This is a genomic window from Comamonas sp. DB36 (genome assembly GCF_057914905.1).
This window is the reverse complement of record NZ_CP196631.1, coordinates 3773129-3797227: the sequence shown is the minus strand read 5'-3', so window position 1 is coordinate 3797227 and position 24099 is coordinate 3773129. Positions and strand designations below refer to the sequence as shown.

Sequence of the window (24099 nt, the reverse complement as noted above, 5' to 3'; positions counted from 1 at the left end):
CGCTACCATAGGTGAGGATTTTCCTGTGCGGACTCACGAAATTGGCCCGGTGTGAACAGCACGGAATCATGGGGGACAACGATGAACCACACTCGAATGAGTGAAGAGTCCATGCAGCGCATGGAGGCCCGTATTCCCGAGCTGGCCGGCAATGCGGTCAAGCTGGCGTACCTGCAAGCGCTGACTACCAGCGGCAAGGTGATCGAGGCACGCAAGGGGCAGTTGATTGAAACCACGGCAGAAGGCTCGGTGCGTGTCATTCGCAACATAGCCAAGCCGACTGAAGTGCGCGTGGGCGAGAAGCGGGTTAGAGCGCGCCAGGCATGAGTGCGGCGGTTCCACGGCTGCGGATGTTTGCCGGGCCCAACGGCTCGGGAAAGAGCTGCTGGACAGCCGGGTCGTGTTTGGCACCGTGGCCGTCAATTCCTACTGGGCCTCGGTGCTCGCCGACTTCATTCGCCACAAGCTGTTGGGGGCGCGGATATCTTTCACATTCGAGACGGTCATGTCCTCGCCAGACAAGGTGGCGTTTTTGCGAAAGGCGCAGCAGGCGGGCTACCGCACCTACCTGTATTTCGTGGCAACGGAAGACCCCGACATCAATGTGGCGCGTGTGAGCTATCGCGTGCAGACTGGTGGGCATCCCGTGGCAGAGGACAAGATTCGCAGCCGGTATGTGCGCTCCCTGGAATTGCTGTCGCAAGCAGTGATGCATGCGGACAGGGCCTACATCTTCGACAACTCGGACTCCGATCGTCTTTGGGTAGCGGAAGTCACGGACGGCGTGGAAATTGAAATGAAATCCGATGAAATGCCCGCCTGGTTCAAGAAGGCCTTGTGGGACAAGTTTGAATAGGGCGACTGCCCGCAGTTACCTCATGCGCTTGCATGGGGCCTCAAGAAACCCTGCAAGTCATTGATTTGCAGGGTTTCTTGCTTTCGTGGACTTACTTGGGCAGCAGCACCTTGTCGATCACATGGATCACGCCGTTGGACTGGTAGACATCGGCGATCGTCACCGTCGCCATGCCGCCCTTTTCATCGCTGAGCATGATCTTCGAGCCATTCGACTTGGCCACCAGCGTGCCGCCGCTGACGGTCTTGATGCTGGCCATGCCCTTGCCGTCCTTGATCATCTTGGACAGCGCTGCGGCATCCCATTTGCCGGCCACCACATGGTAGGTCAGGATGTTGGTGAGCGCAGGCTTGTTCTCTGGCTTGAGCAGGGTGTCGACGGTGCCGGCAGGCAGGGCGTCGAAGGCGGCGTTGGTGGGAGCAAACACGGTGAACGGGCCGGGGCTCTTGAGCGTATCGACCAGGCCTGCGGCCTTGACCGCGGCCACCAGGGTCGTGTGGTCCTTGGAGTTGACCGCGTTGTCGATGATGTCCTTGGAGGCGAGCATGGGCGCGCCGCCGACCATCACATCCGCCATGGCGGCGACGGACGCTGCTGACATCACGAGGGCGAGACTGAACGAGGCGATCTTGCGGGTGGTTTGGGTCGATGTCATGGAAGGCTCCTTGAGTTGAATGAACAGCCAAATCGATTCGGCTGAAATGAATACGCAGCGACCCCGCGGCCTGGATTCAAGAATTTTTCGGAAAATCACGCGGCGTGCCGGCAACGCCCGGAAATCCGGTACGCGCTGAATATTTTTCAAAATAGGTGAATCCAATCTCCTTGCTTGCTGCGTATCCAGTAGCAGCAAGGGATGCCGGCTTCTTTCCGGACAGGTGTGAACCTCTTCGATGCGGACATTTCTTGCCACACCGTGTGCTCTCAGCCGAAGGCGCACTCTCACGTTGGTACTCGCGTTCGACGCGAATCGAGAGGAATTTCCATGTCCGACGAATCAGTGTTGATAGGTGTCTTGCAAAAACGCGCGCAGAAGCTCGAAGATCGGCGCCATTTCTTCAGAAAGACCGGTGGCATGGCCGTCGGCATGGCGGGCGGCGCGATATTGACCGCCTGCGGCGGCGGCGGTGGTGATGCCATTGCCCAGGCCTCGGGGCCCACCGATGAAGAGATCCTGAACTTCGCGCTCAACCTGGAGTATCTGGAGTCGCAGTTCTATTACTACGCGGTGTTCGGCACCGGCCTGCCCGCCAATCTGCAAGGCGGCGTGGGCACGCAAGGCGCGGTCGTGGGCGGGCGGGCCGTGTCCTTCCGTGATCCGGTGGTGGCCCAGTACGCCAAGGAAATCGCCCAGGACGAACTGGCCCATGTGGAGTTTCTGCGCAAGGCGCTGGGCGCGGCGGCCGTGGCCCAGCCGCGCATCGACATCGGCGGCACGGACCCGAACGGCGCGTTCTCCGTGGCGGCGCGCGCCGCGGGCCTGGTCGGGCCGGGCGTGGCCTTCGATCCCTATGCGAGCGATGAGAACTTCCTGCTGGGCGCGTTCATCTTCGAGGACGTGGGCGTGACGGCCTACAAGGGCGCGGCGCCGCTGATCACCAACAAGACCTACCTTGAAGCTGCGGCCGGCATCCTGGCGGCCGAGGCTTATCACGCGGGTCTGGTGCGCACCGTGCTGTACGCCAAGGGGCTGGCAACGCCCGCATTGCGCGATGCGGCGGGTGCCATTTCCAATGCGCGCGACAGCCTCGACGGCTCCACCGATGTGGACCAGGGCATCACGGGCGATGCGACGACGTCCAACATCGTGCCGCTCGACGCCAACGGCATCGCCTACAGCCGCTCGCCGGGCGATGTGCTGAACATCGTCTACCTGAACAAGGACGCGGCGTCCAAGGGCGGGTTCTTCCCTGCAGGTGTCAATGGTTCGCTGGTGATGAGCAGCGCCTACGCCTGATGGCCGTGGCGGTCCGCCTGCGGGCGGACCATGGGTAGGCACAAGTGTTGGTAGAAAAGGAGTTTTCCATGGCTTTCTCTTTCAGCCCTTCGTCACACAAGCCGGCGTCAAGGCGGTTGCGGCCCGTCACCATTGCCCGCCGCTGCGTGGGCGGCCTGATCATGCTGGCCGGTGCAAGCATTCTTACCATGGACATGATTGCGCTGGCTTCGGGCGCCCAGCACGCGCCCGCGTCTTCGCCCGCAGCGCGCAGCCTGGGTCCGCAATAAGCGCAGCCGGCCATGGATACCGTTGCCTGCGCAGACGCCGCCATGGAGCGCGGCGCCAACATTTCCCCGGGCCGGGATGCCCCGGTCTTTGCCAGCCTGCCGCAGGTGCACCGCAGCGTGCCGGTGCCGCGCGGCGCGGGCGCAACGCTCAACGCCAGGCGCGCGCTGGCCTTCGCCGGGCCGGGCTACATGGTGGCCGTGGGCTACATGGACCCGGGCAACTGGGCCACTTCTATCGCGGGCGGCTCGCAGTTCGGCTACGCGCTGCTGGCGGTGATCTTCGCTTCCAATCTGATGGCCATGCTGTTCCAGGCCGCGGCCGTGCGGCTGGGACTGGCCAGCGGCCGCGATCTGGCCCAGGCCTGCAGGGAGCAGTTCTCGCCGCGCATCAATCTGCTGCTGTGGTTCTTCTGCGAGATCGCGATCGTGGCCTGCAACCTGGCCGAAGTGCTGGGCATGGCCATAGGCCTGAACCTGCTGTTCGGCCTGCCACTGATCGCGGGCGTGTGCATCACCGTGGTCGATGTGATGCTGATCCTGGCGCTGCAAAGCCGCGGCTTTCGCTGCCTCGAGTCGGTGGTGATAGGCCTGGTGGCGCTGATAGGCCTGTGCTTTGCGGCGCAGCTGGTGTGGCTGCATCCACCGCTGGCCAGCGTGCTCGCGGGCTTCGTGCCGCGCGCGGAAATCGTCACCAATCCAGAGATGCTGTATCTGGCCGTGGGCATATTCGGCGCCACCGTGATGCCGCACAACCTCTATCTGCATTCGGCCATCGTGCAGACGCGCGCGCACGACAAGAGCCTTGCCGGCACGCGCCAGGCGATACGCTACGCGACGCTCGATTCCACCGTCGCCCTGGGGCTGGCGCTGTTCGTCAACGCCGCCATCCTGGTCGTGGCCGCGGGCGCATTCAACCGCCCCGGCCAGGCGCCGGTGACCGAGCTTTCAGAGGCCTATCACCTGCTGTCGCCGCTGCTGGGTGTGGGCATGGCCAGCGCGGTGTTCGGCGTGGCGCTGCTGGCCTCGGGCCTGAGCTCCTCGGTCACGGGCACCCTGGCCGGGCAGATCGTGATGGAAGGCTTTCTGCAGATACGGCTGTCGCCCGCCTGGCGCGCGCTGCTGACGCGGCTGATCGCCATCGTTCCCGCGGTGATTGCCACGGCCTGGTATGGCAGCGCGGGCGCGAGTGCCTTGCTGGTTTTCAGCCAGGTGGTGCTGAGCCTGCAGTTGCCGTTCGCCATCGTGCCGCTGCTGCTGTTCACCACGCGCCGCAAGGTGCTGGGCGAGCTGTGCTTCGGGCGCAGGATGTCGATTGCGCTGTGGGGCTGCGCCGCCGTGGTGGTCTCGCTCAATCTGTGGATGCTGCAGCGGCTTTTCTGGGTCTGAGGCCCTGCCGCTTCAGCCGTGGCGCTTCTTGTCGGCGCACGCAAAGCCGAAGATCACCAGGCCACCCAGCGCCAGCAGCATGCCGACCCAGCCCGTCGATTCCCAGCCCAGGCCCAGCGAGATGGTGATGCCGCCCAGCCAGGCGCCCAGCGCGTTGGCGAGATTGAACGCCGAGTGGTTGAGCGCCGCGGCCAGGGTCTGGGCCTCGCCTGCGACATCCATCAGCCGGATCTGCAGGGCCGGGCCCAAGGCAACGGCCGTGCCCACGAGCAGCACATTGAACGAGCCCAGCCACAGATGGTGGGAAGTGAAGCAGAACAGCAGCAGCACCGCGCCCGACCAGGCCAGCATGCCGCCAATGGTGGGCATCAGCGCCTTGTCGGCGAGGCGCGAGCCGACCAGATTGCCGGCCACCATGCCCACGCCGAACAGCGCCAGAACGAAAGGCACGCCCTGCTCGGGCAGGCCCGCAAGATTCATCAGCGTGGGCTTGACGTAGCTGAACACCGAGAACATGCCGCCGAAGCCTATCGCCGCAATGCCCAGCGTGAGCCATACCTGCTTGCTGCGCAGCGCGCCGAGTTCGCGCCAGGGGCTGGCGTCGGCGGGCGCGGGCAGGGCGGGAATCCAGCGCCAGACCAGGGCCACCGCGAGCACCGCGATCGCACCGACCAGGGCAAACGCCGCGCGCCAGCCCAGCCACTGGCCCAGGCCCGCGGCCAGCGGCACGCCGACCAGCGTGGCAATGGTCAGTCCCAGCATCACATAGCCCACGGCCTGGGCGCGCCGCCCGGGCGGCGCCAGATGCGCGGCGACCAGCGCCGCGACGCCGAAGTAGGTGCCGTGCGGCAGACCGCTGAAAAAGCGCATCAGCACCATGTTGGCATAGCCCGGCACCACGGCGCTGGCGAAATTGCCGATCGCGTAGAGCAGCATCAGCGCCATCAGCAACTGGCGGCGCGGCATGCGCGCGCCCAGCACCGCGAGCACCGGCGCGCCTATCACCACGCCCATGGCATAGGCGCTGATCAGGTGGCCTGCGGTCGGAATGGAGACGCTCAGGTCCTGCGCGGCATCGGGCAGCAGTCCCATGATGACGAATTCGCCCGTGCCTATGCTGAAGCCGCCCACGCCCAGCGCAAGCAGGGCCTTGAGAAACGAGCGATCGGCGCTGCCGGCCACGGCGGTCACGCTTGGCGAAAGGGTTGTGACGGGACTGTTCATGTGCGGGAAATACGAGAGGCTCCGGCCGCGCGGAACCGGTATCAGATGCGGGCGATAAGGCAGAAAGGGACACCCGGGGCGCAACGCGCCACGGGCTATTCGCAAGTTTACATTTGCCTGGGGATTACCCTTGGAGGCCCGCGCTGGACGACTGCGTCGTCTTCAGGGGCAAAACGCCTCACTCGGGCAGGCCATCGACATCCTGCGCGCCGGGCACCAGCCGCTCGCGCAAGGTACGCAGGATTTCCGCGGACAGCGCGGGATTGCCCGCCGCGGTCGCGCGCGCCAGCGCCAGCGCGCCCACCATGCTGCTGAGCATGACGACGGTCTGGGCGCGCTTTTCCGCAGGCTCGCCTTCGAGCACGCGCATGAAGCGCTGGATATTGCGCTCCACGCCCTGGGCAAACACTTCGGACATTTCCGGGCCGGCGCGCGCTGCGTCGGTGGCGAGCGCGGCCGCGGGGCAGCCTTCGCCGGGATGGTCGCGGTGATTGACCGAAAGGTAGCTGTCGACCATGGCCTGGAGCTTGGCGGTCGCGGGCGCGTTGCCATCCTGCTCGAGGCCGTCGAGCGGCGTGATGGTCCACTCGAAAGCGCGCAGGCAGGCTTCGCGCGCGAGCGCGTCCTTGGATGCGAAATGCCGGTACAGGCCGCCATGCGTGAGACCGGCATCGCGCGTGATCTCCGCGACGCCGACGCCGCTGAGCCCTTTTTCGCGGTACAGACGGGCAGCGGCGTCGACTATGCCTGCGCGGTTTTCTGCGGCTTGGGTTTTGCTGACCTTCATGGCTTAGATGATAACCATCATCAAAAATAAATTATGATGATCGTCATCATCAATAGAGCCTGGCCCGGGATGACATGGGCCGGGCGCGTGAAAGGTGTTGTATGGGTCGACGTGTCGTAATCACCGGTTTGGGGCTGGTTTCTCCTTTGGGCGCCAATGTGGAGCTGGCCTGGCAGCGGCTGCTTGCCGGGCAGTCGGGCCTGCGCGCGCTCGATCCCGCGATCAGCGCCGGCACGGGCGCGGCCGTCGCGGGACGTGTGCCGGGGCTCGATGAAGACCCCGAGGCGGGCTGGAATCCCGAAGCCGTGATTTCTGCCAAGGAACTGCGCCGGCTCGACCGCTTCACGGCGTTCGCGCTGGGCGCGGCCGACCAGGCGCTCGCGCATGCGCAGTGGCAGGATGCCACGGCGGCGCAAAAGGAGCGCGCCGCGACCATCATAGGCTCGGGCGTGGGCGGCTTCGGCACCATCGTCGACGCCGTGCGCACCACCGACGGCAAGGGGCCGCAGCGGCTGTCGCCGTTCACGGTGCCGGCATTTCTCGCGAATCTCGCCGCCGGCCAGGTATCGATACGCCACCAGTTGCAAGGCCCGATAGGCGCGCCGGTCACGGCCTGCGCCGCGAGCATCCAGGCCATGGGCGATGCGGCGCGGCTGATACGCAGCGACGAAGCCGACATGGCCTTGTGCGGCGGCAGCGAAGCCACCATCGATCGCGTGGCCCTGGGCAGCTTTGCCGCGGCCAAGGCGCTGTCGAATTCGGGCGCCGACAACCCGGCAACGGCGTCGCGGCCGTTCGATGCGGCGCGCGACGGCTTCGTGATGGCCGAGGGCGCGGGCCTGCTGGTGCTCGAATCGCTCGAACATGCGTTGGCGCGCGGCGCGACGCCTTTGGCCGAAGTCGTGGGCTATGGCACATCGGCCGATGCCTACCATGTGACTTCGGGCCCTGAAGACGGCTCGGGCGCGGCGCGTTCCATGCTGGCCGCATTGCGCCAGTCCGGGCTGCAGCCCGGCGACATCCAGCACCTGAATGCCCATGCGACGTCCACGCCCGTGGGCGACAAGGGCGAGCTCGCAGCCATTCGCAAGGTGTTCGGCACGGGCCGGGGCCCTTCGATCACGGCGACGAAATCGGCGCTGGGCCACATGCTGGGCGCGGCTGGCGGCGCGGCCGCGATCTTCACGGTGCTCGCCTTGCGCGACCAGATCGTTCCTCCGGTGCTCAACCTCGAGAACCCCGATCCCCTGGCCGAAGGCCTGGACCTGGTCATGGGCCAGGCCAGGCCCCAGGCCATAGAGCACGCGATGCTCAACGGCTTTGGTTTCGGCGGCGTCAATGCGACGCTGATCCTGAAGCGATTCGCGCACTGATCGCGTCCGCCGCGCTCTGCGGGCGGCGCAGCAGGAAGACCACGGCGGCGGCCGTCAGCACGGCCAGACCCGCGAGCAGCTGCAGCACCTGGATGAAGGTTTGGGCATAGCTTTGCGCCAGCAGCGCGGCCTGCGGGCCCAGCAGCGCCGCGCCCGCCTGCAGCTCGCCCAGCGCCGCGCGCCCCGATGCCTCGAGCAGGGCCTGGGGCGGGACCGATGCGCCGATCTGCGCGGCCAGCCGCTGCTGTATCAGCCCGGCGAGCAGCGCGCTGACCACGGCGATCGCCACGCCGTCGGCGCTCACGCGCACGGTGTTGAACAGCCCCGTCGCCATGCCCACGCGCTCGGGCGCGACGCCGCTCACCGCGAGACCATCCATCAATCCCCAGGGCAGGCCTATGCCCACGCCTATCAGCAGCAGCGGCGCGTGCAGTGCCGCGCCTGTGCCCTGGCCGAACGCCTGGGCCAGCCAGGCCAGCCCCGCGCCGACCAGCAGCAGGCCCGCGCCCGACAGCGTGCCCGGCGCAAACCAGCGCGTGAGCAGCGCGGCGGCGAAGGGCACGACCAGCAGCGGCGCCGCGAGCCAGACCATCATCTGTCCGGCCTGCAGCGCGCCGTAGCCGTCTATGCCTATGAAACGGCTGGGCAGCAGCACGATCAGCACGATGAACAGAAAGGCCGGCGACGCGGCCAGTGCCTGCACGCCCAGCACGCCGGGGTCGCGCAGAAAATCCAGTTCGAGCATGGGGCGCGCGGCGCGCTTTTCAATCGCCGCGAACGCGGCGAACATCGCGGCGCTGGCCAGCAGGCAGGCAATGACCGTGGCATCGCCCCAGCCTTGTTCGGGCACCAGCAGCATGCCGTAGGTGAACAGTCCCAGCGCCAGCGTGAAGCTGATCGCGCCGGGCCAGTCGAGCCCGCCCCGGGCCGCGGGGAGATCGCGCGAAGCGCTGGCCGCGACCAGCAGCCAGCCGAGCACGCCGACCACGCCGGTCGCGTGGAACACGCCTTGCCAGCTGCTGATTTCCACCAGCCAGCCCGAGATCAGCGGGCCGAACGCCAGGCCCAGGCCGAACGTCGTGCCCAGCAGGCTGAAAGCGCGGGCCCGCGCCCGGCCTTCGAACAGCGGCGCGAGCGAGGACATGGCGGCGGCGAAGGCCGCGGCGCCGCCCAGACCCTGCAGCAGGCGCAGCAGATCGATCCACAGCACGCTGGGCGCGAAGGGAATGGCGAAGGTGCACAGGCAGAACCAGGCCAGGCTGATCAGCCAGATGCGCCGCCGTCCATGGAGATCGGTCAGGCTGCCGGCGACCATCATCGCGCCGCCATAGCTCAGGATGTAGCCGTTCATGATCCAGGCCAGTTGCGCGGAGCTGCCGCCCAGTTCGTGGCTGATCGCGGGCAGCACCACGGCCGGGCCCGTGAAGCACAGCGGGATCAGCAGGGCGGTGAGGCAGGCGGCCAGCAGCTGCAGCCAGCGCAGGGCTGCAGGGGAAAAAATCGAAGACATGAAGAAGTTTCGCCAGAGAATTTGCAGGGATTGCAGGCAGCGCGCAGGCGCTGCAGCAGGAGAGGGCCGTAGGTTAGGCGTGCATGGGTAAAAGAAAAACCGGCTACATTTCCGAATACTTAGGACATGGATGTCTTGAATAGAGCAATGTCATGATGGAAAACCTGGGCAGCATCGGTATCTTTGTGCGCGTCGCCGAACGCCTGGGCTTTTCGGCCGTGGCGCGCGATCTGGGGGTTTCGCCTTCGGCCGTGGGCAAGGCCGTGGCGCGGCTCGAAGAGCGGCTGGGCGTGCGCCTGTTTCACCGCAGCACGCGCACGCTGGCGCTGACGGCCGAAGGCGAGAAATTCCTCGAGCGCTGCCGCCGCATCCTGTGCGAAGTCGAGGCCGCGGAACTCGAGATGACCCAGGCCAGCGCCGCGCCGCGCGGCAAGCTGCGCGTGAGCCTGCCGCGGCACAGCGGACTGTTCGAGCCCGTGATCGCCGAGTTCATGCGCCGCTATCCCGCGGTGGAACTGGACCTGGATTTTTCCGACCGCATGGTCGACGTGATCGGCGACGGCTTCGATGCCGTGGTGCGCACCGGCGTGCTTGCCGACTCCGGCCTCAAGCGCCGCCGCCTGGGCAGTTTCCGCCGCGTGCTGGTCGGCTCGCCCGACTACTTTGCCGCGCATGGCCGGCCGCAAAGCCCGGCCGAGCTGCAGTCGCATATCTGCCTGCATTACCGCTATCCCAGCACGGGCCGGCTCGAGGCCTGGCCGCTGCCGCCCGCACCCGATGAAGCCCTGCCCGAGCTGCCGCAGTCGCTGGTCTGCAACAGCGTTGAAATGCGCATCCACCTGGCTTTGCACGGCCAGGGCATTGCCTGCCTGCCCGATTTCATTGCCGCGCCGCACCTGCGCGCGGGCCGGCTGCAGACGGTGCTCGACGACTGCAGCGGCGACAGCGGCGTGATGTGGATTCTGTGGCCCGCGAGCCGCGATCTCTCTCCCAAGCTGCGCGCGTTCATCGACTGTCTCAGCGCCAATGTTCTGCGCTGATTCAGCGCGCCGGCCGGGCCGCAGCCAATAGCCAAAGCAGCACGCAGACTGCGAGCGCCGCGCCGAAGTTGTAGCCCATTCCCGCGACAAACGCCGCGCTGTAGCGCGCGGCCTGGCCCGCAGCGCCGGCATCCGCCGCGAGCGCTGCGCCGAACAGCATGCCGACCACGGCCACGCCCAGCGCGGCGCCGATCTGCTGCAGCGTCGCGATCACGCCCGAAGCCATGCCGGCCTGGGCAGCGGGCACCAAGGCCAGCACCAGATTCAGCAGCGGCGTCATGATCAGCCCCTGGCCGGCGCCGACCACGATCAGCAAGGGAATCAGCTGCACCGGCGCCAGCGCCGCACCCGCGACTGCGACCTGGGCGATCAGCAGGCCTGTCGACAGCGCATACGCCACGGCGCCGGCGACGATGGCGCGCGCGCCCCAGCGTGCGACCAGGCGCGGTGCGGCCAGCGAGGCGCAGGCAAAGCCCAGGCTGCAGGGCGCGAAGATGCTGCCCGCCATGAACGGGTCCAGCCCCAGGCCCGACTGCAGCAGCAGCGCGAAGCCCAGAAAGAACGAACTCGATGTCGAGTAGACCAGCAGCACCAGCAGCGCGCCCAGCGCGAAGCGGCGCTGGCCGAGCAGCCGCATGTCGACCAGCGGCAACTGCCCCCCGGACTGGCGCTGGCGTTGCTGGCGGTGGAAGGCCGCGAGCAGCAGCACGGCCGCGGCCAGAGTCCAGAGGCTCCAGGCGGGCCAGCCTTGCGCCGGCCCTTCGATCAGCGGCACCAGCAGACTGGCCAGTCCGCCGCTCACCAGCAGCACGCCGCGGCCGTCGAGCGCGGGGCGCTCGGGCGCGCGTGACTCGGGAATGTGGCGTGCCGCGGCGATCGCGCCCAGGCCTATGGGCACATTGATCAGAAAGATCGTGCGCCAGCCCAGGCCCCACAGGTCGGCGTGCACCAGCCAGCCGCCGAACACCTGGCCGGCGATCGCGGCCAGGCCCAGCGTCATGCCCAGCAGGCCGAACGCGCGCCGGCCGGCGTCGCCGTCGAAGTGCACGCGTATCGAGGCATAGACCTGGGGAAACAGCAGTGCGGCAGCGAGCCCCTGCAGCACGCGCGCGGCGATCAAGGCATTCGCGTCGGGGGCGAGTCCGCACAGCAGGGACGCAAAGGTGAACCCCGCCATGCCCAGCACGAACAGCCGGCGGCGCCCGAAGCGGTCGCCCAGCCGCCCGCCCGTGATCAGCAGCACGCCGAAAGCGAGTTCATAGCCCGCAACGATGAAGCCGATCTGCGCAAAGCTCACCGCGAGTCCGGCCTGCATGCTCGGAATGGCGACGTTGACGACAAACAGATCGAAGATGGTGACAAAGCCGGCGAGCAGCAGCACGGCCAGGCCGCGCCAGGGCGGGTTGGAAGAGACGGAACAGGATTTCATGCAGCGCATTCGGTGGGTGAGGGCGCATTCTGTGATTCATTCCAACCAATTACAATTTAACCGTTTATGCTGTTACTGAAAGCAATGCGATGGCCATTCGTACCCTGGAGCGCACGCGCCACGAGCTTGCCGCCTTCTTGCGCGCGCGCCGCGAGCGGCTGTCGCCTGCCGATGCCGGTCTGCCCAGCGGCGGGCGGCGGCGTACGCCGGGACTGCGGCGCGAGGAAGTCGCGGCGCTCGCGGGCGTGGGCCTGACCTGGTACACCTGGCTCGAGCAGGGGCGCGACATCGGCGTGTCGGCCGCGTTTCTCGACAGCCTGGCGCGCGTCTTTAAGCTCGATGCCGCCGAGCGCCGCCATCTGTTCCTGCTCGCGCATGCGCGGCCGCCGGCCGAGCCCGGCAAGACCTGGTGCGTGGTGCCGCCGCTGGTGCGCCGGCTGATGCACGACCTCGCGCCGCATGCGGCCTATGTGCTCAATCTGCGCTGGGATGTGCTGGTCTTCAACACCGCTGCCGACGAACTGTTCGGCTTCGGCGCGCATGCGCCCGAGCGGCGCAATCTGCTGTGGCTGCTGTTCACCGATCCGCTGCTGCATGCGCGCTTTGCCGACTGGGAGCCGCAGGCGCAGCAGATGCTGTCGAGCTTTCGCCGCGACTTCGCGCGCGCGACGCAGGAGGCCGATATCCATGAACTGGTCGATGAGCTTGCCCGGGTCTCACCGACCTTCAAGCAATGGTGGCACCGCAACGAGGTGCACGCGCCGTGCACTGGCATGCGCGAACTGCTGATCGACGGCCGGCGCCAGGCGTATGAGCACACTTCGCTGACCGTCGATGAAGACCGCCATCTGCGGCTGGTGGTCCATGCGCTGGCGCCCTAGGGCGGGCCGGGGGCGGGCTCAGGCCTGCGCCGGGCGGCGCGCAAACGCCAGATAGTCCAGTGCGGCCATCACCAGCATCGACGCGCCAACCAGCGGGAAGACCGCGCCGCCCACCAGCAGCAGCGCGAAGACGCCGGCCTGCAGCTTGCGGTTCGCGGCTGCGGGCGGAACGCCCAGGCCGCCCGCGGGCCGGCGCTTCCACCACATCACGGCCGCGCTGACGCACAGCAGCACGATGGCCAGGCAGGTCACGACCAACAGCGCCTGGTTGAACACGCCCCATTCCATGCCCAGGTGGACATTGATGCCCCATTCCAGCGCCCGGCCCATGGGGCCGTAGTCCGCGTAGCGCATGTCGAGCAGCGGCCGGCCGCTGTACTGGTCCAGATGCACCACGCGCTGCTGCGCCAGATCCGCGGGATAGACCGAGCCCGAATAGACGCCTTGCGCGCCCTTGGGCAGCTGCACGGCGTAGCCCGGCGCCAGGCCCAGGCGATCGAAGGCCGCGACGGCCTGGTCCAGCGTCCATGCCGCGGGCTGCGGCGGCACATCGGCCGGCACATGGCCCGCGTGCGCGGAATGCCCTTCGTGGCCGTCATGGCCCGAATGACCGTCGTGGTCTTCATGGCCCTCATGGCCTTCATGGCCCGACTCGGGCAGGCGTGCCTGCTGCAGCGACCAGGCCGTGGTCTGGCCGTCGGCCAGGCGCAGTTCGGACATCGGCACCTGCACGCGCACGCCCGCCGGATAGCCGAAGTTGCTGCCGTTGGCCCATTGGTTGATCTGATTGCCCCACAGCACCGACCAGGGCATTCCCGTGACCGCGAGGAACAGCAGCATGCCGCCCACGCCCAGGCCCGTGACCGCATGCAGATCGCGCCAGAAAACCCGCTTGGCGGGCGTGGCGCGCACCGTGACCACACCGCCTTTTTGCCCGCGCGGCCACCACAGGTAGATGCCGGTCAGCACCAGCAGGATGGCCCAGCCCGCGGCAATCTCGATCGCGCCGCGCGCGACCTTGCCGAAGTACTTGAGGCTGTGCAGCTTGCGAATGGTCCAGGCGACGCTGCCGCCATCGGGCAGCGCGCCCAGCACTTCGCCGCGGTAAGGGTCGACGAAGACCGCGAGCCGCTCTCCGCCCGGGGTCGCGATCAATGCTTCAGCGCTGCGCGTGGCCGCGGCCGGCGGGGTGTATTTGATCAGCGCTCCCGGGTGCGCGGCCAGCGCCGCGGCCGCAAGTTGCGTGGGCGCACGCGCGGGCGTCGCGGCCGCGTTCACCGTGAGCAGCCGCTGGTGAAAGAAGCCGTCGATCTCGTTCTTGAACACATAGAGGCCGCCGGTGATCGCCAGCCAGATCAGGAACGGCAGCACCAGCAGACCGGCGTAGAAATGCCAGCGCCAGACCGCGCGGTAGAGGTCGGGAGAAGCGCGCCGAGCGCGGGTTTCGGGGACGGAAGTCGTCATGGGAATCTCGTGTCCATCGGCGCGCACTGCGCGGCCTGGGTGTCAGCGGTGCGTGCGCGAAATCGGGAAAGAGCGCGGCCATATGCTGGTGGGCATGGCGCGCGCAAAGGACTGCGCCGGGAGACGGGGCAGGGCCGGATCAGCCGATGGCGGGCGGGCCGCGCGGCGGAAAGCGCGCGCCGCTGCGGCCCGCGATATGCGCGGCGACCAGCGGCGTCAGCGCATGCGCCAGCGGCTGGTGCACCGGCACCGCACTGCAGAACTCGGGCACGGGCAGCGATGGCGCGAGGCACAGCGAGCAGTCCAGCGTGTGCTCGCCGGCCTCGTGGTCCAGCGCCACCATCTTCATCGCGCCAGCGGCGCTGCAGACGACTTCCATGCGCTGCGGATGAAAGACCGGCGCGGCAGCGGCGATTCCCAGCACCAGCAGATAGCACGCCATGACAAGGCGTAGCAGGGCTGAGGAAATGCGCAGGGCTTGCATGGCGCGATTATCCCGAGTTGCGAAAGACACGGCCGCCTCGTGGCTGTTGTCGTTAGAGTATGGATTTGACTATCAATCAAGTTTTGCAATAATAAAAAACTATGATTGATGCCTTTTTACTCGCTGGTCGTTTCAGGCCCCGGCTGGCCGTTCTTGCGCTGGCGCTGGCCGCGCTGCCCTGCGGCGCGCAGCCTGCCGCCGAGCTCGAGACCATCACGGTCCGCGCGGGCGGCGCGGGTCCGCTGGAGCGCGCCACGGCCACCGGCAGCCGCCTTGATCTCAGTGTGCGCGAGACTCCGGCGAGCGTCGAAGTGATCACCCGCGCCCAGCTTGAATCGCGCGGCGACAGCACGCTGCGCGAGGCGATCACGCGCGCTGCGGGCATCACCAGCCTGGGCCATGCGGGCAACAGCGCGAGCCTTTCGGCGCGCGGCTTCACCGACACGACGGCGGTGCTGCGGCTGTATGACGGCAGGCGCCAATATGGTGGCGTGGGGGTGAGCTTTCCGTTCGACACCTGGTCCATAGACCGCATCGAAGTGCTGCGCGGGCCGGCGTCGGTGGTGCATGGCGACGGCGCCATCGGCGGCGTCGTCAATGTGATTCCCAAGAAGCCGACGCGCGCTCCGGTGCGCAGCGAGGTCCAGGCCTCGGCGGGCAGCGCGGGCCGGCGCGCGCTGGCGCTGGGCAGCGGCGGCGCGATAGACGCGCAATGGTCGTACCGGCTCGATCTGAGCGCCGATCGATCGCAGGGCTGGGTGGAGCGCGGCGAGCTGCGCAACGCCACGGCGACGGCCGCGCTGCGCTGGGATGCGACGCGCGATCTGCAGCTGCAGCTCGCGCTGGCGCAAGGCCGGCAGGCGCCGGCGCGCTACTTCGGCGTGCCGCTGATCGATGGCGTGCAGCCGCGCGCGCGGCACCGGCGCAACTACAACGTCGAGGACAGCGACATCCGCCTGCACGACCGCTGGACGCAGCTGAGCGCGCAATGGGCAGCGAGCAGCGATGTCGCCGTGCGCAGCACGCTGTACCACATCACCAGCGAGCGCCACTGGCGCAATGCCGAGACCTATGCATTCAATGCCGCAACGCGTCTGATCGACCGCCCCGACAACACCGAGATCGGCCATGCGCAGACGCAGACCGGCAACACCACGGATGTCGCGTTCACGGGAAAGCTGTTCGGGCGCGACCACCAGCTTTCGCTGGGCTTCGATGTCAACCGCGCGGCCTTGCGGTACAGCCACAACAGCTATTCGGGCAGCGCGGCACCAGTCGATCCCTGGTACCCCGATCCCGGCCATTACTTCAGCGAGCAGCCTTTCATCCCGCGCGACCGCAACCAGGCGCGGCAGTACGCGCTGTTCGCCGAAGAAAGGATCGCCTTGACGCAGCGCTTGTCGCTGGCCGCGGCAGCGCGCTTCGACCATGCGCGGCTCGCGCGCCATGACCTTGTGGCCGGCACGCCGGTTTTCGATCGCCGCTACGCGCACAGCGGCTGGCGCCTGGGAACGGTCTACGAACTGCACCCCGATGTCGCGCTCTACGCGCAGGCCAGCGCCGCCGCCGATCCGGTCAGCGGCCTGCTGATGCTGTCTGCGGACAATGCGCGTTTCGATGTCTCCAGGGGGCGGCAGCTCGAAGTCGGCATCAAGCAGTCGTTCTGGCAAGGCCGGGGCGACGCGACGCTGGCCGCGTATGCGATCCGCAAGAACAACCTGCTGACGCGCGACCCCGGCAACCCGTCGCTGCGCCGCCAGGTCGGCCGGCGCTCGTCGCGGGGCGTGGAAGCCACGCTGGCGCTGCAGGCCGCAGCCGCGCTGCGGGTCGAGGCGAATGTCGCACTGCTGCAGGCGCGCTACGACGATTTCAGCGAATTCGCCGGCGGAGCCGCGGTGTCGCGCAACGGCAATGTGCCCGTCGATGTCCCTGAACGCGTCGCCAACGTCTGGGTCGGCTGGACGCCGCGGCCCGACTGGACGCTGTCCGGCGGCCTGCGCCATGTCGGCAGGCGCCACGCGGACAGCGCCAACCGTCTGACGCTGCCGGCCTACACCACGGCCGACCTGGCGCTGCAATGGCAGGCGGGTGCGGCAACCAAGCTGACGCTGCGCGGCTTCAATGTCTTCGACCGGCCGTTCTTCACGACCGCCTACTACACCGGCACGCAATGGTTTGCGGGGGAAGGGCGGCGCTGGGAACTCGCGCTCCACCATCGCTTCTGAGAGCCGCGCCCTGTAGGCCCAGGACGCGCCCCAGATGGGCGCTAGACCGACTCCAGGGTATTCGGCAAGGCCGTCAAATAAGGTTTCCCCGCGACATCCTCGTCGCGGCCAAGGCATAGGCCGCGAACCAGGCCCGCCCAGCGAAGCGGGCCGTTTCGTCAATCAACCAGGAAACCGCACCATGGACAACAAGCAAGTCATCGAGACCTTGAACGACCTGATAGAAAACTGCAAGGACGGCGAATTCGGCTTCACCAGCAGCGCGGAACATGCACGTACCGGCAGTCTCAAGCAGACCTTCCTGTCGCGTGCCCAGGACTGTCGCCTGGCCGCGGAAGAACTGCGCAGTGTCGTCGGCCAGCTTGGCGGCCGCTCCACGCCAGATGGCGGCACGCTCGCCGGCGCCGCGCATCGCGGCTGGGTCGCCGTGAAGGGAACGCTCGCCGGCTACAGCGACCTCAACATGCTGGAAGAAGCCGAACGCGGCGAAGACAAGGCGCTGGAACGCTACCGCAAGGCGCTGGAGGAAGACCTGCCCGCCGACGTGCGCGTGGTGGTGCAGCGCCAGTACGAAGGCGCCAAGCGCAACCATCTGCAGATCCGCGAACTGCGCGACGCCGCGCGCCGCGCCGACAACGCGTAACGACGCCGCGCGCAACGGCGGCGCCCGCAGAGCGGGAGCCACCGTTGCGCCGCATCAGGGCGTGGATTCAGGAGGGCGCATCTGCGCCCTTTCCTTTTCCTCGCCCGAAGGCGTTTGCGGATCGAGCCCGGTGTCGGGCGATTCCTTGACCTGGGGCAGATCGGCGGCGCGCGTGATCATTTCCTCGATGATGAAGCGGCCGTAGAGCTGGGCGCGCTCGGCGCCCTGGGCATGCAAGGCATCGGCGGCACGGCGTGCCACGTCATCGTTGTCGACCCGCACCACGATGAAGTGGAAGCCCTGGGCGGCGAGTTCACGGTTGGCCTTGACCAGATTGAGCTCCTGGCCGACGGAGGCTGCAGGGCTGGCCCTGGCGATGTCTTCATCGCACTGCGCGAGCATCTGCGCGGCGCTGTAGCGGTGGATGTCGGCGGGTTCCGTTCCCAGGGCCGTGAGCGCCGCCTGGCCGTCGTCGGCGCTGGCCGCATCGGGAAACGAAACCACCATGTGGCCTATGGGCTTGAACACGCCGTAGGCGCGGTGTTCTGTGGGATCCATTGCGTTGCTCCTCTGGTTGGGGGCGGATGCGGCCCATGTGGGCGCACTGCGTTCTCCGCCGTCTGCTTGGAATTCCAGCCTAGCGTTTGCTGCCCGCCTACGCCATAGGACGAAAAGCCGTCTGTCACCGCGTGCCAGGCCTGGGCTTTGAGCGCCGCGCGGCCGGCTTTCTCGGCTTGGCCGGTTCGCAGGCATCGAGCAGCTGCAGCAGCGCGCATTCGGCCGGGCTCATTCCCAGCTTCTTGCGCGCCGCATGTCCTGCGTCCGCCGCCTGGCGTTCGCAGAAGTTCAGTACTTCGGGATGGATGTAGAACTTGCGGCATACGCTGCTGGTATTGCCCAGGCGCTGCGCGACCTGCTTGACGATGTCGTTGATCGCGCTCGCGCTCAGCTGCGCCTGTTCCTGGCCGGCGCAGCGCGCGGCCAGCGCCAGCTCCATCGCGCAGACGCTGGCATGCCAGGTGCGGAAATCCTTGGCCGTGAAGTCTTCGCCGCACAGCGTGCGCAGGTAGTCGTTCACATGGTCCGAACGCAGATGCTGCAGCTCATCGTGTTCGTCGAGGAACTGGAACAGCCGCTGACCCGGCAGTTCCTGGCAGCGCTGCACGATGCGCGCCACGCGCCGGTCGGCGATGGACACCTGCTGCATCACGCCGCTCTTGCCCTTGAAGTGCAGTTGCAGTTGGGTGGCGCTGGCCTTGGCGTGGCGGTTCCTGAGCGTGGTCAGGCCATACGATCCGTTCTGCTCGGAGTATTCGTCGTTGCCTATGCGCATGCCGGTTCGGTCGAGCAGCCGCACCACGGTCGCGGCCACGACTTCGAGGCCGGGGCGGCGCGCCGCGAGGTCGCGTTCCACCGCGCGGCGTATCCGGGGCAGCGCGCGGCCGAAGCGCAGCATGCGCTCGAACTTGGCCTGCTTTTGCTGCTCCTGCCATAGCGCGTGGTAGCGATACTGCTTGCGCCCGCGCGCGTCGCGGCCCGTGGCCTGCAGATGGCCCAGGGGATCGGGGCAGATCCAGACATCGGTATAGGCCGGGGGAATCGCCAGCTGGCGAATGCGTGCGAGCTGTTCGGCATCGCGTATCAGGCTGCCGTCGGCCGCCCGGTAGGAAAAGCCCTTGCCGCTGCGCACGCGGCGCCAGCCTTCGGTCTGCTCGTCGACATAGGTCAGCGTCGCCATCTTTGCCTTTTAGTTCCAACAGGGATCGAGCACGATCTTGCGGAACATCGGGCCGCGGCGCCGTCGTCCGGCGCCGCATGCGCGCGCAGGCGCTCAGGCTGGAAGCGGCGCCTGCGGGCCGTTGCCCAGGCCCTGGAACGTGGTCTGCGTGACCCAGTCGAGGATCTGCGCATTGGTGTACTGGCCCGACTCCTTGAGCAGGGCCACGACGGGGTCGCAGGCGCGCGCGAACAGCGTGTAGAGCACCAGCTCGGATGGCAGCTGGGCGTTGAGCTGGCCGCTGGTCTGGGCTTCGGCGATCCAGATGCTCAGGCGGTTGCTCAGCGCGATCAGCCGGTCCATATAGGCATCGTTCGACTGAAGCGAAGCGCTCAGACTCGAGTTCTGCGCGGGCAGGGACGGCATCTCGCCTTCGAGCTGGGTCTGCATGGCCCAGCGTATGACCGCGCGCAACTGGTCCACGGGCGACAAAGGCTGGTCGGTCTGCGCGGCTTCGGCCGCCTGGGCGCGCAGGCCGTCGACAAAGGCCAGCGCGCGGTCGAGCACGCCGACCATGGCCGCACCCGCCAGTTCTTCCTTCGATGTGAACAGCTTGTAGAGGCTGGCCTTGGCCATGCCGGCTTCGGCCGCGACCTCATCCACGGTCATGGCGTCATAGCCCTTGCTGGCCAGCAGGCGGTTGACGGCGGTGACTATGGCTTCCTGGCGCAGGCGCTGGATTTGCTCTTTGATCGATGAACGGGTTTCCATGGCCTGATTCTAGAGCGAAACCCGCAAGCCGAAAACTTTATAGTGCAAAGTGGAGACTTAACGGATATATTGTGAACTCATGAGTTCAGTAATTGATCTTTCAAGTACATCAGGGGAATCCACCATGCACCGCATCGCTGTCATCGGATCCGGCATCGCCGGCCTGTCTGCCGCATGGCGGCTCGCCGACCAGCATGCGGGCCACCAGGTCACGCTGTTCGAGGCCGGCAGCCATTTCGGCGGCCATGCGAACACCGTGGACCTGACGCTCGAAGGCCTGCAGCATGGCGTGGACACGGGCTTTCTGGTCTACAACCAGCGCACCTACCCCTTGCTCACGGCGCTGTTCGCCGAGTTGGGCGTGGAAAGCGCGGCGTCCGAGATGTCTTTGTCGGTGCAATGCCTGGATGCACCAGGCCGCAGCGGCCTCGAATGGAGCGGGACATCGCTCAACGCGGTGTTCGCCCAGCGGCGCAACCTGCTGCGGCCGCGGTTCTGGGGAATGCTGTCGGAAATCCTGCGCTTCAACCGCATCACCACCGATCTCGCGCGCCGCCAGGTCGAACACGAACTGCAAAGCCCGATTGCGGATTTCCTCTACACCCATGGCTTCGGCAAGGCGTTCCGCGAAGACTATCTGCTGCCCATGATCGGCAGCATCTGGTCCTGTCCCACCGAGCAGATGCTGCAGTTTCCGATAGCGACGCTGGTGCGCTTTTGCCACAACCATGGCCTGCTGCAGGTCACGGACCGGCCGCAGTGGTACACCGTGCGCGGCGGCTCGCGCGAATATGTGCGCCGCATGGTCGCGCGCTTGCAGGCCCCGGGCCCGCACCAGGCGCGCCTGCACAGCCCGGTGCTGGGCCTGCGCCGCAGCGATGCCGGCGTGCAGCTGCAGACCGCGCAGGGCACTGAAGCTTTCGACGCGGTCGTGCTGGCCTGCCACAGCGACCAGGCGCTGAGGCTGCTCGGCGCCGATGCGACGCCGCTTGAAGCGGCGGTGCTGGGCGCGATCCGCTACCAGCCCAATGTCGCGGTGCTGCACACCGACACCCAGGTGCTGCCGCAGCGGCGCGCGGCCTGGGCGGCGTGGAACTACGAGCGCGCCGCGGGCGCCGATGCGCACCAGGCCCAGGTCTGCCTGCACTATCTGCTCAACCGCCTGCAGCCACTGCCCTGGCAGCAGCCGGTGATCGTCTCGCTGAACCCTTCGCGGCCGATCGATGAAAGCCAGATCCATCAACGCATCGAATACAGCCATCCGGTGTTCGACCTGGCCGCGATCCAGGCCCAGGGCACGATCGCAGCGCTGCAAGGCCAGCGCCGCACCTGGTTCTGCGGCGCATGGACAGGCTATGGCTTCCACGAGGACGGCCTGCGCTCCGGCCTGGACGCGGCCCAGGGCGTGATGCAGGCGCTGCGCCGCATGCCGCTGCGCGTCTCGCAGGAGGCGCTATGAACCCCACCCCCGCACGGCCGCTGATCGGCATGGGCCATGTCTGGCACCGGCGCCTGCGGCCGGTCGCGCATGCGTTCCGTTATCCCAGCTACTTCCTGCTGCTGCCGCTGCGCAGCCTGCGCGACGCGCCCTGCGCGGCGCTGGCACGCAACCACCGCGCGCTGATGAGCTTTCATGATTGCGACCATGGCGAAGGCGGTGACGACGCGCTTGCCTGGTTCGACGCCATGCTGCACAGCGAAGGCATTGCCGACGCCGATGGCGAAGTCTGGCTGCACACTTTTCCGCGCGTGCTGGGCTATGTGTTCAAGCCCGTGAGCTTCTGGTATGCGCACCGCGCCGACGGCTCGCTGGCGGCGGTGCTGGCCGAAGTCAACAACACCTTCGGCGAGCGCCATGCCTATCTGCTCGCCGGCGACGAACTCGACTGGGGGCTGGAGCAGACGGCGCGCAAGGTCTTTCATGTCTCGCCGTTCTGCCGCATCGAGGGCCACTACCGCTTTCGCTTCGAGCGCTCGGGCGCCGCCGCCGGCCAGCCGGCGCGCACGCGCGCCTGCGTCGATCTGCATGACGACATCGGCCCGCTGCTGCAGACCAGCGTCGCCGGAACGCTGCACACGCTGGACGCCGCGAGCCTGCGGCGCGCGTTCTTCGGCACGCCTTTGATGACGCTGGGCGTCATGGCCCGTATCCACTGGCAGGCGCTGCGCCTGTGGCGCAAGCGTCTGCCTTTCATTTCCAAACCCGCGGCCCCCGAACACTTCATATCGCGATGAACACCACCACTGCCCCCAACGCGGTCGCGGCCGCCCCCCGCCGTGCGACGGCCACCACAGAGCGCGTGCTGCGCCTGCTCGAACGTCTGCCCGTAGGCCAGCTCGAACTGCATCTGCCGGGCAACCATGTGCTGCGCCTGCCGCAGCATCCGGGCACGGGCGCCGATGGCGAGATGCCGCGCGCCCAGCTCAATGTGCGCGATCTGCGCATGTTCGATCGCGTCTGGAAATCGGGCGACATCGGCCTGGCCGAAGGCTACATCGATGGCGAATGGGATACGCCCGACCTGGCGGCGCTGCTGCGGCTGTGCATCGCCAACCGCGCGCACATCGAGGCCATGGTCTACGGCAGCTGGTGGGGCCGGCTGGCCTATCGCCTGCGCCACCTGCTGCGGCGCAATACGCGCGCCGGCAGCGAAAAGAACATCCATGCCCACTACGATCTGGGCAACGATTTCTACCAGCTGTGGCTGGACCCGAGCATGAACTACAGCGCGGCCTGGTTCGAAGGCCGCGACCCGCAGGGCGTGGACCTGCAGGCCGCGCAGCTTGCCAAGGTGCGGCGCGCGCTGCGCGAAGCGCGCGTGCAGCCGGGCGCGCGGCTGCTCGAAGTCGGCTGCGGCTGGGGCGCGCTGGCCGAAGTCGCGGCCGGCGAATTCGGCGCCCAGGTCACGGGCGTCACGCTGTCGAAGGAGCAGCTGCTGTGGGGCCAGCAAAGAGTGCGCGCGCCCGAGCTCGAGGGCCGGGCCGCGCTGCACTACCAGGACTACCGCGATCTGCCGGCGCAGTACCGCAGCGCGCCGTTCGATGCGATCGTGTCGATCGAGATGTTCGAGGCCGTGGGCCATGAGTATTGGGCCGGCTATTTCGACATGCTGCACGCCTGCCTCAAGCCCGGCGGCCATGCCTGCATACAGACCATCACCATCCGCGACGATCTGTTCGAGCGCTATCTGAATTCGACGGACTTCATCCAGCAGTACATCTTTCCCGGCGGCATGCTGCCCAGCGCCTCGGCGTTCGAAGCCCAGGCGCAACGCGCGGGCTTTGTCGTCGAGCAGCGGCTGGCGTTCGGACGCGACTATGCGGAGACACTGCGCCGCTGGCGCGAGGCGTTCAGCGCGCATCGCGGCGAACTGCAGGGCCTCGACTTCGATGAGCGTTTCGCGCGCATCTGGACGTTTTACCTGGCCTACTGCGAAGCCGCGTTCGACACCGGCAATACCGATGTCATCCAATTCACCCTGAGAAAGCCCCTGCCATGACTGCCGGCCGTCCCACGCGACGCACGCTGCTGCAGCAAGGCGGTGGCGTTCTCGCCGCACCTCTTCTTGCCATGCCTCTTACCGTCCCCGCTGCTCCCGTCCGGCCCGAGGAACTGCGCACCGATCTTCCCGATGCCCGCCTTGTCGGCACGGGCGTGCTGCGCTTCTTCGGCCTGCGCGTCTATGAGGCGCGCCTGTGGTCCGGCCCGGGCTTCGTGCCCGCGCAGTATGCGCGCCAGCCCATCGCGCTCGAGCTGCTCTATGACCGCAAGCTCGAAGGCCTGGCGATCGCCGAACGTTCGGTCGCCGAAATGCGCCGCATAGGCGCGTTCAGCGAGGAGCAGGCGCGGCAATGGCTCGCGCTGATGACCCAGGCTTTTCCCGATGTGGCGGCGCAGGACCGGCTGCTGGGGCTGAGCGACGGCCAGGGCGGCGTGCGCTTCTTCCACAATGCGCGCCAGACGGCACAGGTCCGCGATGCCGAGTACGCGCGGCTGTTCTTCGGCATCTGGCTCGCCGAGCAGACGTCGGCGCCCGCGCTGCGCAAGTCGCTGCTCGGGCTTGCGGACTGAGGCTGGGCTGC

The 24099-nt window shown here is 67.6% G+C and carries 24 protein-coding genes; 14 read left to right on the top strand and 10 right to left on the bottom strand.

Annotated features, from left to right (window positions below; genetic code table 11):
* The first annotated feature begins 96 nt into the window (after positions 1-96).
* Positions 97-327: a hypothetical protein gene (locus tag ACSVDO_RS17815; protein WP_489593758.1), complete on the top strand. Its 231-nt coding sequence runs from the start codon at positions 97-99 to the stop codon at positions 325-327.
* Positions 328-400: 73 nt separating this feature from the next.
* The gene (locus ACSVDO_RS17810; RefSeq protein ID WP_489593757.1) at positions 401-856 is read left to right on the top strand and encodes an ATPase; all 456 of its coding nucleotides are present in this window, start codon (positions 401-403) and stop codon (positions 854-856) included.
* Positions 857-947: 91 nt separating this feature from the next.
* On the opposite strand, the gene ACSVDO_RS17805 is transcribed toward ACSVDO_RS17810, so the two are convergent.
* The gene (locus tag ACSVDO_RS17805; protein WP_332539385.1) at positions 948-1511 is read right to left on the bottom strand and encodes a fasciclin domain-containing protein; all 564 of its coding nucleotides are present in this window, start codon (positions 1509-1511) and stop codon (positions 948-950) included.
* Between the two features lie 330 nt (positions 1512-1841).
* Here ACSVDO_RS17805 and ACSVDO_RS17800 point away from each other — a divergent pair, with 330 nt between their 5' ends.
* The 3 genes from ACSVDO_RS17800 to ACSVDO_RS17790 all read left to right on the top strand — a co-directional run bounded on the left by ACSVDO_RS17800 (position 1842) and on the right by ACSVDO_RS17790 (position 4468).
* Complete coding sequence (locus ACSVDO_RS17800) at positions 1842-2813, top strand: ferritin-like domain-containing protein (protein ID WP_489593755.1); 972 nt, start codon at positions 1842-1844, stop codon at positions 2811-2813.
* A 68-nt stretch (positions 2814-2881) separates the two neighbouring features.
* The gene (locus ACSVDO_RS17795; RefSeq protein WP_332547857.1) at positions 2882-3082 is read left to right on the top strand and encodes a hypothetical protein; all 201 of its coding nucleotides are present in this window, start codon (positions 2882-2884) and stop codon (positions 3080-3082) included.
* A gap of 12 nt (positions 3083-3094) precedes the next feature.
* Entirely contained in the window at positions 3095-4468 is a 1374-nt protein-coding gene (locus ACSVDO_RS17790; RefSeq protein WP_489593753.1) for an Nramp family divalent metal transporter, read from the top strand.
* 12 nt (positions 4469-4480) lie between these two features.
* On the opposite strand, the gene ACSVDO_RS17785 is transcribed toward ACSVDO_RS17790, so the two are convergent.
* Together ACSVDO_RS17785 and ACSVDO_RS17780 are read right to left on the bottom strand one after the other, a co-directional pair.
* Positions 4481-5692 carry an MFS transporter gene (locus ACSVDO_RS17785; protein ID WP_489593751.1) on the bottom strand — a complete coding sequence of 404 codons (1212 nt, stop codon included), beginning with the start codon at positions 5690-5692 and terminating at the stop codon, positions 4481-4483.
* Positions 5693-5870: 178 nt separating this feature from the next.
* Complete coding sequence (locus tag ACSVDO_RS17780; protein WP_489593749.1) at positions 5871-6479, bottom strand: TetR/AcrR family transcriptional regulator; 609 nt, start codon at positions 6477-6479, stop codon at positions 5871-5873.
* Positions 6480-6580: 101 nt separating this feature from the next.
* Here ACSVDO_RS17780 and fabF point away from each other — a divergent pair, with 101 nt between their 5' ends.
* Complete coding sequence (gene fabF, locus ACSVDO_RS17775; protein WP_489593748.1) at positions 6581-7852, top strand: beta-ketoacyl-ACP synthase II; 1272 nt, start codon at positions 6581-6583, stop codon at positions 7850-7852.
* Here fabF and ACSVDO_RS17770 read toward each other — a convergent pair.
* A complete protein-coding gene (locus tag ACSVDO_RS17770; protein WP_489593746.1) occupies positions 7815-9362 on the bottom strand; it encodes an MFS transporter in 1548 nt (515 codons plus the stop codon). The genes fabF and ACSVDO_RS17770 overlap by 38 nt on opposite strands.
* A gap of 155 nt (positions 9363-9517) precedes the next feature.
* On the opposite strand from ACSVDO_RS17770, the gene ACSVDO_RS17765 reads away from it, so the two are divergent.
* The gene (locus ACSVDO_RS17765; RefSeq protein ID WP_332539400.1) at positions 9518-10402 is read left to right on the top strand and encodes a LysR family transcriptional regulator; all 885 of its coding nucleotides are present in this window, start codon (positions 9518-9520) and stop codon (positions 10400-10402) included.
* A 1-nt stretch (position 10403) separates the two neighbouring features.
* Here the strand turns inward: ACSVDO_RS17765 and ACSVDO_RS17760 are convergent, their stop codons facing one another.
* Entirely contained in the window at positions 10404-11831 is a 1428-nt protein-coding gene (locus ACSVDO_RS17760; protein WP_489593744.1) for an MFS transporter, read from the bottom strand.
* Positions 11832-11920: 89 nt separating this feature from the next.
* Between ACSVDO_RS17760 and ACSVDO_RS17755 the strand changes: the two genes are divergently transcribed.
* Complete coding sequence (locus ACSVDO_RS17755; protein WP_332539397.1) at positions 11921-12712, top strand: helix-turn-helix transcriptional regulator; 792 nt, start codon at positions 11921-11923, stop codon at positions 12710-12712.
* An 18-nt stretch (positions 12713-12730) separates the two neighbouring features.
* On the opposite strand, the gene ACSVDO_RS17750 is transcribed toward ACSVDO_RS17755, so the two are convergent.
* Entirely contained in the window at positions 12731-14176 is a 1446-nt protein-coding gene (locus ACSVDO_RS17750) for a PepSY-associated TM helix domain-containing protein (RefSeq protein ID WP_489593742.1), read from the bottom strand.
* Between the two features lie 139 nt (positions 14177-14315).
* On the bottom strand, positions 14316-14660 hold the full coding sequence (locus ACSVDO_RS17745; protein ID WP_332547609.1) for a DUF2946 domain-containing protein: 345 nt from the start codon (positions 14658-14660) through the stop codon (positions 14316-14318).
* Positions 14661-14761: 101 nt separating this feature from the next.
* Here ACSVDO_RS17745 and ACSVDO_RS17740 point away from each other — a divergent pair, with 101 nt between their 5' ends.
* Both ACSVDO_RS17740 and ACSVDO_RS17735 read left to right on the top strand, forming a co-directional pair.
* Positions 14762-16885, top strand: coding sequence for a TonB-dependent receptor (locus ACSVDO_RS17740; protein WP_489593740.1), 2124 nt, complete (start codon positions 14762-14764; stop codon positions 16883-16885).
* A gap of 181 nt (positions 16886-17066) precedes the next feature.
* Positions 17067-17528: a PA2169 family four-helix-bundle protein gene (locus tag ACSVDO_RS17735; RefSeq protein ID WP_489593738.1), complete on the top strand. Its 462-nt coding sequence runs from the start codon at positions 17067-17069 to the stop codon at positions 17526-17528.
* 54 nt (positions 17529-17582) lie between these two features.
* Here ACSVDO_RS17735 and ACSVDO_RS17730 read toward each other — a convergent pair whose 3' ends face one another.
* From ACSVDO_RS17730 to ACSVDO_RS17720, 3 genes are all read right to left on the bottom strand, one after another.
* The gene (locus ACSVDO_RS17730; RefSeq protein ID WP_489593736.1) at positions 17583-18086 is read right to left on the bottom strand and encodes a hypothetical protein; all 504 of its coding nucleotides are present in this window, start codon (positions 18084-18086) and stop codon (positions 17583-17585) included.
* 124 nt (positions 18087-18210) lie between these two features.
* Complete coding sequence (locus ACSVDO_RS17725) at positions 18211-19266, bottom strand: DNA topoisomerase IB (protein ID WP_489593734.1); 1056 nt, start codon at positions 19264-19266, stop codon at positions 18211-18213.
* A 93-nt stretch (positions 19267-19359) separates the two neighbouring features.
* Positions 19360-20016, bottom strand: a complete 657-nt coding sequence (locus ACSVDO_RS17720; RefSeq protein ID WP_332534929.1) for a TetR/AcrR family transcriptional regulator — start codon at positions 20014-20016, stop codon at positions 19360-19362.
* Between the two features lie 124 nt (positions 20017-20140).
* On the opposite strand from ACSVDO_RS17720, the gene ACSVDO_RS17715 reads away from it, so the two are divergent.
* The 4 genes from ACSVDO_RS17715 to ACSVDO_RS17700 are packed head-to-tail and all read left to right on the top strand — an operon-like array spanning position 20141 to position 24088.
* On the top strand, positions 20141-21475 hold the full coding sequence (locus ACSVDO_RS17715) for an NAD(P)/FAD-dependent oxidoreductase (RefSeq protein WP_489593731.1): 1335 nt from the start codon (positions 20141-20143) through the stop codon (positions 21473-21475).
* A complete protein-coding gene (locus ACSVDO_RS17710) occupies positions 21472-22251 on the top strand; it encodes a DUF1365 domain-containing protein (RefSeq protein WP_489593729.1) in 780 nt (259 codons plus the stop codon). Before ACSVDO_RS17715 ends, ACSVDO_RS17710 begins: the two co-directional genes overlap by 4 nt.
* Positions 22248-23516, top strand: coding sequence for a cyclopropane-fatty-acyl-phospholipid synthase family protein (locus tag ACSVDO_RS17705; RefSeq protein ID WP_332534923.1), 1269 nt, complete (start codon positions 22248-22250; stop codon positions 23514-23516). Before ACSVDO_RS17710 ends, ACSVDO_RS17705 begins: the two co-directional genes overlap by 4 nt.
* Positions 23513-24088 (top strand): chalcone isomerase family protein, encoded by a 576-nt coding sequence (locus tag ACSVDO_RS17700; RefSeq protein ID WP_489593727.1) that lies wholly within the window; start codon positions 23513-23515, stop codon positions 24086-24088. The genes ACSVDO_RS17705 and ACSVDO_RS17700 overlap by 4 nt, the downstream gene beginning before the upstream one ends.
* Positions 24089-24099: the final 11 nt, after the last annotated feature.

What these genes read in the sequence shown, in the direction of transcription:
- ACSVDO_RS17815 (WP_489593758.1), top strand. Translation starts at nt 97, where the DNA reads ATGAGTGAAGAGTCCATGCAGCGCATGGAGGCCCGTATTCCCGAGCTG.
- ACSVDO_RS17765 (WP_332539400.1), top strand. Translation starts at nt 9,518, where the DNA reads ATGGAAAACCTGGGCAGCATCGGTATCTTTGTGCGCGTCGCCGAACGC.
- ACSVDO_RS17730 (WP_489593736.1), bottom strand. Translation starts at nt 18,086, where the DNA reads ATGGATCCCACAGAACACCGCGCCTACGGCGTGTTCAAGCCCATAGGC.
- ACSVDO_RS17740 (WP_489593740.1), top strand. Translation starts at nt 14,762, where the DNA reads ATGATTGATGCCTTTTTACTCGCTGGTCGTTTCAGGCCCCGGCTGGCC.
- ACSVDO_RS17735 (WP_489593738.1), top strand. Translation starts at nt 17,067, where the DNA reads ATGGACAACAAGCAAGTCATCGAGACCTTGAACGACCTGATAGAAAAC.
- ACSVDO_RS17785 (WP_489593751.1), bottom strand. Translation starts at nt 5,692, where the DNA reads ATGAACAGTCCCGTCACAACCCTTTCGCCAAGCGTGACCGCCGTGGCC.
- ACSVDO_RS17715 (WP_489593731.1), top strand. Translation starts at nt 20,141, where the DNA reads ATGCACCGCATCGCTGTCATCGGATCCGGCATCGCCGGCCTGTCTGCC.
- ACSVDO_RS17760 (WP_489593744.1), bottom strand. Translation starts at nt 11,831, where the DNA reads ATGAAATCCTGTTCCGTCTCTTCCAACCCGCCCTGGCGCGGCCTGGCC.
- ACSVDO_RS17755 (WP_332539397.1), top strand. Translation starts at nt 11,921, where the DNA reads ATGGCCATTCGTACCCTGGAGCGCACGCGCCACGAGCTTGCCGCCTTC.
- ACSVDO_RS17790 (WP_489593753.1), top strand. Translation starts at nt 3,095, where the DNA reads ATGGATACCGTTGCCTGCGCAGACGCCGCCATGGAGCGCGGCGCCAAC.
- ACSVDO_RS17805 (WP_332539385.1), bottom strand. Translation starts at nt 1,511, where the DNA reads ATGACATCGACCCAAACCACCCGCAAGATCGCCTCGTTCAGTCTCGCC.
- ACSVDO_RS17770 (WP_489593746.1), bottom strand. Translation starts at nt 9,362, where the DNA reads ATGTCTTCGATTTTTTCCCCTGCAGCCCTGCGCTGGCTGCAGCTGCTG.
- fabF (WP_489593748.1), top strand. Translation starts at nt 6,581, where the DNA reads ATGGGTCGACGTGTCGTAATCACCGGTTTGGGGCTGGTTTCTCCTTTG.
- ACSVDO_RS17800 (WP_489593755.1), top strand. Translation starts at nt 1,842, where the DNA reads ATGTCCGACGAATCAGTGTTGATAGGTGTCTTGCAAAAACGCGCGCAG.
- ACSVDO_RS17745 (WP_332547609.1), bottom strand. Translation starts at nt 14,660, where the DNA reads ATGCAAGCCCTGCGCATTTCCTCAGCCCTGCTACGCCTTGTCATGGCG.
- ACSVDO_RS17720 (WP_332534929.1), bottom strand. Translation starts at nt 20,016, where the DNA reads ATGGAAACCCGTTCATCGATCAAAGAGCAAATCCAGCGCCTGCGCCAG.
- ACSVDO_RS17710 (WP_489593729.1), top strand. Translation starts at nt 21,472, where the DNA reads ATGAACCCCACCCCCGCACGGCCGCTGATCGGCATGGGCCATGTCTGG.
- ACSVDO_RS17705 (WP_332534923.1), top strand. Translation starts at nt 22,248, where the DNA reads ATGAACACCACCACTGCCCCCAACGCGGTCGCGGCCGCCCCCCGCCGT.
- ACSVDO_RS17700 (WP_489593727.1), top strand. Translation starts at nt 23,513, where the DNA reads ATGACTGCCGGCCGTCCCACGCGACGCACGCTGCTGCAGCAAGGCGGT.
- ACSVDO_RS17750 (WP_489593742.1), bottom strand. Translation starts at nt 14,176, where the DNA reads ATGACGACTTCCGTCCCCGAAACCCGCGCTCGGCGCGCTTCTCCCGAC.
- ACSVDO_RS17780 (WP_489593749.1), bottom strand. Translation starts at nt 6,479, where the DNA reads ATGAAGGTCAGCAAAACCCAAGCCGCAGAAAACCGCGCAGGCATAGTC.
- ACSVDO_RS17795 (WP_332547857.1), top strand. Translation starts at nt 2,882, where the DNA reads ATGGCTTTCTCTTTCAGCCCTTCGTCACACAAGCCGGCGTCAAGGCGG.
- ACSVDO_RS17725 (WP_489593734.1), bottom strand. Translation starts at nt 19,266, where the DNA reads ATGGCGACGCTGACCTATGTCGACGAGCAGACCGAAGGCTGGCGCCGC.